Below are 7,820 nucleotides of genomic sequence, written 5' to 3'. Positions count from 1 at the left end.
GGTTAAATACCCTCGATCAAATTTTCAAAAAACACAATCTGGCCATTATGGTTGGAGGTTCAGGTTTATATGTTAATGCGTTAATTAATGGCTTGGATGAAATGCCAGATATTGATTTAGCCATACGTGAAAGGCTCAATAAACAGTTTGAAGAAGAAGGATTATCAAGTATCCAAAAACAGCTGGCAGCATTAGATCCTGAATATTTTGCAAAGGTAGATCAACAAAATCCACAAAGAATGATCAGGGGTTTAGAGGTATTTTTATCAACCGGACAAAAACTTTCGTCAATGCTTTCCGCTACAAAAAAGAAAAGACCATTTAACATTATCAAAATAGGTCTCAATACCGATCGTGCTATCCTTTACGACCGAATCAACCAAAGAGTTGATAAAATGATTGCTGATGGTTTAATAGAAGAAGTAAAGTCGCTTATACCCTTTAAAAAATATAATGCTTTAAACACGGTAGGTTACAGTGAACTTTTCGATTACCTAGACGGAAAATTATCTCTTGAAGATGCCGTTTCAGCAATCAAACAAAATACGCGTCGCTTTGCCAAACGCCAACTCACCTGGTTTAGAAGAGATGAAGAGATCAATTGGTTTGAACCTATTGAAAAAGAAAGGGTAATCAATTTTATCCATGATAGGCTAAAATGAAAAAGGTCCCAACAGCGTTAGAACCTTTTAAAAATATAAAAATCTTTTTGAATTAATTTGGGAATTTAACGCCTCTATATTGCGTAATATCAATGTTTGGTACGGTAGAACCGTATTTAGCATTAATGGCATCTATAAATACATTGGCAATTACTGCATTTCCACGCGGCGTTAAGTGAACACCATCTAAAGAGAATGCGCCACCGGTAATAAATGAAGCATTGATACCAACCCCCTGAACATTAATACCAGTTTTAACCTGATTAAAATAAGCATAAGTGTCTGCAATGGCCAAACCTTTGCTTGTAGCTAAAGATTTAATGCTGCTATTGTAGCTATTTACATAATCTTTTAATTTAATTACTTCATCCTTATCTAATACCCATTTATTTTCAATCGGATTTAATGGGTGTAAACCATAAGGAATGCCAGAACCATTTGGCTTGCCAAATATGCCCTCTGATTGAAACGGTAAACGGATTAAATCTTCAGCAGTTGCAGGCCTTACCGAACCTGTTCCTGTTTGAATATAAATAGCTGCCGCTGCAGGATTAATTGCTTTGGCAGCATTTAATAAAGCTGCTACAGTAACTGTATTAAAATAAGGGATTGCAGTTACATCAGGAATAGTACCAACTATACCTTTTTGGCCATCTGCAGTTAAAACATTTAAAAAATTAGCATATAAAGAAGAAAAAGTAACCTTATCTGTTAAAGCCGTTGTAGGATCGGTAGATACGGTAACTGCACCATTTAAAGCGTAACCCAATACATCATTATTTCCAAGCCAAAGCGAGAAAAAAGTATGATTTCTTCCTTGAATAAACTGAAAATAATTGGTTTTACCTACCTGAGCATCTGGCAACAAACGCTCGAAATAAGGATTTGCAGCACTGAAAGTAAGCGTTGGATCGAAGGCCAGATCAACACGCATTCCAGGTATACCCAAGTTTTGGATTTCGTCATTGAATTTGTCTAAATGCTTCGCTGCATCTCTTATAGCCAGTTTATCAACAACAGGAGTTAAAGTTGGGGTACCATTAACCAGTGCTGTTAAAGAAATATAACCTGAGCCATTTGAATGTTCTTCGCTAAAAAACGGAGAGGTAAATGCCCCACCACCGACCGTAGCCATTTTGGCGGCAATTAGGTTTGGATAAGCAACTTTTTGTCCTTCCAAATATAAACCTCCATCGGCATATCCTGAAGTTAAGGAGTTACCCACAGCAATGTATTTACTAAAATTAGCTTGTCCGGCAGTTGTACCTGCAGACGTTTCTATTTCGGGTTTACAAGCTGCTGCAAAAAGGATGATAGCAGCAACGAAACTATTTAATATATATCTTTTCATTTAAATTTCTCCTACCATTTATAAGTTAACGAAATACCTGGTGCATAAACCAAAGTTTTAAAGGTACCATCTAGGCCCGTTTCAATATTCTTTTGTTTACGCGATTTAACATCTTCAAAAAAGAACGATGCATTAACTTCGAAATGGCGGGTTGGCGTATAACCTAAACCTGCACTTAAAATGTATCGGTCAGCATCAGGAGCTTCAGGTGTTACGTACCCGTCCTGTACCGGAGAGAAAGCATAACCAATACCTGCTCTTAATGCTAATTTCTCTGAGGCCTGGTGGTTAATACCTAATTTAAACGAAGAACCATCACGATAATTGCGCGCTGATTTTGTATCAACCAGCGCAGGTGTATTGGTAGCATAATCAAAAGACAAATCCTGATAAATATGCCATTGTACCCAACTTGCATCAAAAGCTAAAACTGTACTTTTTGACAATGGAATACCTACACCTAAACTTGTGGTAGCTGGTAAAGGTAATTCAGCGTTAAAGGTATTTCCTGCTGGAAAAGATCCTTCTAATGACTTTGGAACCTCAAATTCTGCTGAACCAGCATCAAGTTTCGTAATTACCTTCGATTTATGTACGAGTGCAAAAGAGATATTGCTTAATGTTTTGATATATAAACCCGCATTCCATCCATAACCTGTTCCGGTACCATCTAAGGTTGCTTTTCCCGAACGACCGTCAGGAAAATTTACAGGAATAGCTCTTTGAAGATTTACATCGCCATGGTTATAAACAAAACCTGCACCTATACCAATACGATCGGTAATTTTTATACTTAATGTTGGTTGAAAATAGATTGCTTTTAAATTTAATGAGGTTAAAGCATACTTACCAGACCAATTATCGCCCCAATCTACTAAACCGCCAAAAGGCGTATACACACCTAAGCCTAACTTCCACTTATTTGATTTCGGCCCCCACACCGCATAAAACTCGAAAGGAGGGGCAATTTTGTTCTTCACATCCTCTGTAACATTCGAACCCGTTTGTTTAAAAGCGGATTTAAATAATAATGGGTTTACACCTGCTGAAACTGAGTTTTTCTCTAAGAAAGTTACTGCACCGGGATTATAAAATACGGAAGCCTCGTCTAAAGCCAATGCAGAACCTGCACCTGCCATACCAATTTGTTTCTGTCCTTGTAAATTAACCTGGAAACCCTGCCCCAAAACCCAAAGTGGGGCAGAAAGTAATGCGCTCAATAAAAATTTTTTCATATATAAATGGTTATACACAAATATATACTATGCTAACATAGCAAACAAACATTTGTTTGTAAGATTTTGAATAGTCTTACGCTTGAGCGGTTGGCCCGCCGAAGCCCATAGGAAAAGGTGGTTCTTCTTGAGTTTTAATACGCCCGTTTACGGCTTCGAATTTCTGAATATTATCTTCCAATGCTGCTAATAAACGCTTTGCGTGTTCTGGAGTTAAGATAATTCTTGATTTAACTTTTGCCTTCGGAATTCCCGGCATTACACGGATAAAATCTAATACAAATTCTGTATTAGAGTGGGTAATGATGGCTAAGTTAGAAAAAATTCCTTCAGCGATTTCTTCCGATAACTCTATATTTAATTGATTCTCGTTTTGTTGTTCTTCCATAATAGCTCAAAAATAAAAAATTCCACTGCTTAAGCGGAATTTAAAACATAATGTTTGAAATAAAATTAAATTTTATGGCGCTTTAAATGTTATTTCTCTAAAAAATCTAACACAGCAATAGCTAATGCTTTTTTTATTGCCTGCAATAGCCATTGCTTTACTTGTATATATTTTGCCGAAATTCACAATGCACCAGGCAGATCATCAACCCCACAAAAAAGTATTTGGCTTCATCTATTATTTGTTTAGCATCGGTTTTACGCGTTTTAAAATTTCATCAGCAGTAACCGTTGATAAAGATTTTAAGTTGAAATTTTCTAAAGCTTTATTCAATTCCTCAAGTGCTGCTGTATTCTTATTTTTGGTATAAAGTGCCTGCAGTTGCTTAATTTTCTCAAAATCCTGTCCACCTTCAATCAATTTTTCAAACCTGACCGATGTTAATGGTCCGGGATAAACCTGATAAGTATCGCCAGCGGGCCAAGCTGTAAAACGCGTATCGGTTAAAGGATTTTTGGTCCAGCTGTTATATGCCCAACGCAAATAACCGTCCATATTTTTATTGGCGGTATACCAACCCATCCATACCTGTTCTGCAGGCGAAGAGAAACTGAATGCATTTGGGTAAGGTTCGGTACAGCAAGTATACCAGGTGCTGGTTTTACCTTGCTCGTTACGTTTTTGCAACACATCAGCCGGAAATTCCCATTTTGAAGCAATGCAATAATTATCGATATCTTTTTCGATTTCCTGATGGTATTCACCAGCTAAAGCAAGTTTCCATTTCGGATCAACACTTTTTAATAGTTTAATTACAGCCTGCATAGCTTTCATCGGGCGCTCATCCATAGCGATATATGTCTTCTCGAACCAGTTCTTAGCTTTTAAATGTTTGGTGAAATCGGTAAGCATGTTCTTCCAAAATGCATCATAAGCAGGTGTTCCAATAGCTTCTGTAAAAACAACCTCTTTTTGTGCAGTTTCATCCCAATAGGTAAAAGCAATTTTCCACGGCACCATACTGTAGCAATTAATGCGTTGATTTATACCAGTGGTCATTACAAAAGCAATGTATCTATCAAATAGGCTATAATCGTAAAGCCAACTGCCATCTTTTTTCTTTATCCATTTGATTAAACTTGGATAATCATCGTAGGTTTGATGCCCCCAGGGTTCATTTACAATACTTGCTGTAATTGTTTTCTGTCCGGCATTGGCCAACATTGTATAATATGGTTTCATTAATACAAAATGTTCGTCGCTCCATAATTTTACGTTATGCGCCCGGGCAATAGCAGCGGGATGCTGCCATAAATCTAAATCGTATTTCCACTCACTTGGAGGTGGTAAAGTTTTATCGAGTACTTTGATTTTAATGGGCAAATTGTATTCCTTTTCCCCTTTAATTTTGACTGTTCCAGCGTAACTTCCGGCTTTTACATTAACAGGAACTTTTATACTTAACCAAACTGGTTGTGTATTTTTAGTATTAATGCTGATCGTATTAAGTTTGGTATCGATCAGGTCTGCTACATATGATGAATCAAAATCTGCAGCTTTACGGTAGCCACAGCCATCTCTAAACTCGTCGGTAATTACATATTTAATTATACCTGAAGTAATGTTTTCTTTTTTTATGCTATTGCCTTGTTGATCTTTGAGATCAGAAACCTGAATACTGATGTTGATATGCTTAGCTTTTGTCCAAAGCAACAGCTGGGTATGTACTTTTTCTCCTTTCCAGGCAGCAGTATTCCATGTATTTTGAATTGAAATGGCTGGAGGTATATCTTTTGCAAACCTGAGGTTACTATTAGCAAAGCTAATATTTAAACCTTCAGAGGTATTATTCCACTCCTTATTTATAGTTTCGCTATCTGGCAATTTTGCTTTTTGTAAGGCCAGACTAACATCCTGAGCTGCGCTTGTTAAACCCAAGCCCATGATTAATATCACAGATAAAAACTTCATAAACCTAAGTTAATCAAACCTAACAGAATAAGATTAAGTGATTAAGAAGGTGCCTCTACGCAAACGTTTGACGGACCGTAACAAAATAGATAGATTCTTTCATAAAACAAAAAAGCCCTCTGAATAAAAATTCAGAGGGCTTATAATTACTATTAAAATCTAAGCTTCTACTTCTTCTTGTTTCGAAGCTAATAATTTATCGTATTCTTCTTGTGAACCAACGATGATTCTTTCGTAACCACGTACACCAGTACCTGAAGGGATTAAGTGACCAACGATCACGTTTTCTTTCAAGCCTAACATATTATCGCGTTTACCTGCAATAGCTGCCTCATTTAATACTTTCGTAGTTTCCTGGAACGAAGCTGCAGAAATGAACGATTTAGTACCTAATGATGCACGTGTAATACCTTGTAAGATAGAACTTGCAGTTGCTGGTCTTGCATCTCTAACCGTGATCTGTTTTAAATCTTTACGTTTCAATTGAGAATTTTCGTCTCTTAATCTACGCAATGAAACAATCTGACCTGGTTTGAAATCTGTAGAATCACCTGCATCTTCAACCACTTTCTTGTCGTACATCGCATCGTTCTCGTCGGCAAAATCCCAACGGTCAACAGCATTGTTTTCTAAGAAAATAGTATCACCTGGATCTTCAATGTGAACTTTCTGCATCATCTGGTGAACAATTACCTCGAAGTGCTTATCGTTAATTTTCACACCTTGTAAACGGTAAACCTCTTGAATACCATTTACCAGGTATTCTTGAACCGCTGCAGGGCCTTTAATTGATAAGATATCCGCAGGAGAAATTGAACCATCTGATAAAGGCATACCTGCTTTTACAAAGTCGTTATCCTGAACAAGGATGTGTTTCGACAATGGAACCAAGTATTTTTTAACTTCACCATCTTTCGATTCGATTGTAATTTCACGGTTACCACGTTTAACGCCACCTAAAGTTACCACACCATCAATCTCAGTTACTACAGCTGGGTTAGATGGGTTACGCGCTTCAAATAATTCCGTTACACGAGGTAAACCACCTGTAATATCTCGGGTTTTACCAGTTGCACGAGGAATCTTAGCGATAATCTGACCAGTTTGGATTGCTTCACCTTCATCAACTGAAACGTGGGCACCTACCGGAATGTTATAACCTTTAATGAATTCACCTTTCTTATCAACGATCTGAACTGAAGGGTTTTTAGTTTTATCACGTGTATCGATAATTACTTTTTCACGGTGACCAGTTTGCTCATCTGATTCTTCACGGAAGGTTACACCTTCAATAATGGCATCAAATTGTGCTTTACCGGCAAATTCTGATAGAATAACCGCGTTGTACGGATCCCACGAACAGATTTTATCACCTTTAGAAAGTTTATCACCTTCTTTTACGAACAAGAATGCACCGTAAGGAATGTTATTGGTTACAATGATACGTCCGGTTCCTGGCTCAACAATTTTGAACTCACCTGAACGGCCCAATACCACCTGAACTGTTCCTTCTTCTGTTTGTGTATCTACAGTACGGATATTTTCGAATTCGATTACACCATCAAACTTAGCTACGATGTTAGATTCTGCAGCAATGTTTGATGCAGTACCACCCACGTGGAAAGTACGAAGTGTTAACTGTGTACCCGGCTCACCGATTGACTGTGCTGCAATTACACCAACTGCCTCACCTCTCTGAACACGTTTACCAGATGCTAAGTTACGGCCATAACATAATGMACAAACACCACGTTTAGATTCGCAAGTTAGTACTGAACGGATCTCGATACCTTCTAGTGGAGATTCTTCGATCAATTTAGCTACATCTTCGTTAATATCTTCTCCAGCACCCACCAATAAAGTGTTATCCAATGGATTGTACACATCATGTAGTGAAGTACGGCCTAAAATCCTGTCGTATAATGGCTCAACGATATCTTCCTGATCTTTTAAAGCGGTAGTATACATACCTCTTAAAGTACCACAATCGTTATCGTTAACAATCATATCCTGCGCCACATCATGTAAACGACGGGTTAAGTAACCCGCATCCGCCGTTTTTAACGCCGTATCCGCCAAACCTTTACGTGCACCGTGAGTAGAGATAAAGTACTCTAATACCGATAAACCTTCTTTAAAGTTTGATAAGATCGGGTTTTCGATGATATCGCCACCTGAACCTGATTTTTGAGGTTTCGCCATCAAACCACGCA

The 7,820-nt window shown here is 37.8% G+C and carries 6 protein-coding genes; 1 reads left to right on the top strand and 5 read right to left on the bottom strand.

The features are described from left to right. Nucleotides 1-662: tRNA (adenosine(37)-N6)-dimethylallyltransferase MiaA (gene miaA, locus AC1DND_RS13400; RefSeq protein WP_477582267.1), on the top strand; the 662-nt coding region annotated here is incomplete at its 5' end. Nucleotides 663-714: 52 nt separating this feature from the next. Here miaA and AC1DND_RS13395 read toward each other — a convergent pair. The 5 genes from AC1DND_RS13395 to AC1DND_RS13375 form a co-directional block, all read right to left on the bottom strand. After that, the gene (locus tag AC1DND_RS13395) at nt 715-2,013 is read right to left on the bottom strand and encodes a G-D-S-L family lipolytic protein (protein ID WP_477582266.1); all 1,299 of its coding nucleotides are present in this window, start codon (nt 2,011-2,013) and stop codon (nt 715-717) included. 11 nt (nt 2,014-2,024) lie between these two features. After that, nucleotides 2,025-3,248 (bottom strand): OmpP1/FadL family transporter, encoded by a 1,224-nt coding sequence (locus AC1DND_RS13390; protein WP_477582264.1) that lies wholly within the window; start codon nt 3,246-3,248, stop codon nt 2,025-2,027. A gap of 76 nt (nt 3,249-3,324) precedes the next feature. Beyond that, nucleotides 3,325-3,636 (bottom strand): DUF3467 domain-containing protein, encoded by a 312-nt coding sequence (locus AC1DND_RS13385; RefSeq protein ID WP_055914859.1) that lies wholly within the window; start codon nt 3,634-3,636, stop codon nt 3,325-3,327. Nucleotides 3,637-3,873: 237 nt separating this feature from the next. Continuing rightward, on the bottom strand, nt 3,874-5,607 hold the full coding sequence (locus tag AC1DND_RS13380; RefSeq protein WP_477582262.1) for a DUF4091 domain-containing protein: 1,734 nt from the start codon (nt 5,605-5,607) through the stop codon (nt 3,874-3,876). 159 nt (nt 5,608-5,766) lie between these two features. Beyond that, nucleotides 5,767-7,820, bottom strand: a 2,054-nt coding sequence (locus AC1DND_RS13375; RefSeq protein WP_477582261.1) for a DNA-directed RNA polymerase subunit beta', incomplete at its 5' end; no start/stop codon positions are given.

The sequence above is a fragment of the Pedobacter sp. 01N416 genome (assembly GCF_056399685.1).
This window is presented reverse-complemented; position numbering and strand designations above follow the sequence as displayed.

Coding starts and splice junctions, on each gene's coding strand:
- AC1DND_RS13385 (WP_055914859.1), bottom strand. CDS start 3,636: ATGGAAGAACAACAAAACGAGAATCAATTAAATATAGAGTTATCGGAA.
- AC1DND_RS13390 (WP_477582264.1), bottom strand. CDS start 3,248: ATGAAAAAATTTTTATTGAGCGCATTACTTTCTGCCCCACTTTGGGTT.
- AC1DND_RS13380 (WP_477582262.1), bottom strand. CDS start 5,607: ATGAAGTTTTTATCTGTGATATTAATCATGGGCTTGGGTTTAACAAGC.
- AC1DND_RS13395 (WP_477582266.1), bottom strand. CDS start 2,013: ATGAAAAGATATATATTAAATAGTTTCGTTGCTGCTATCATCCTTTTT.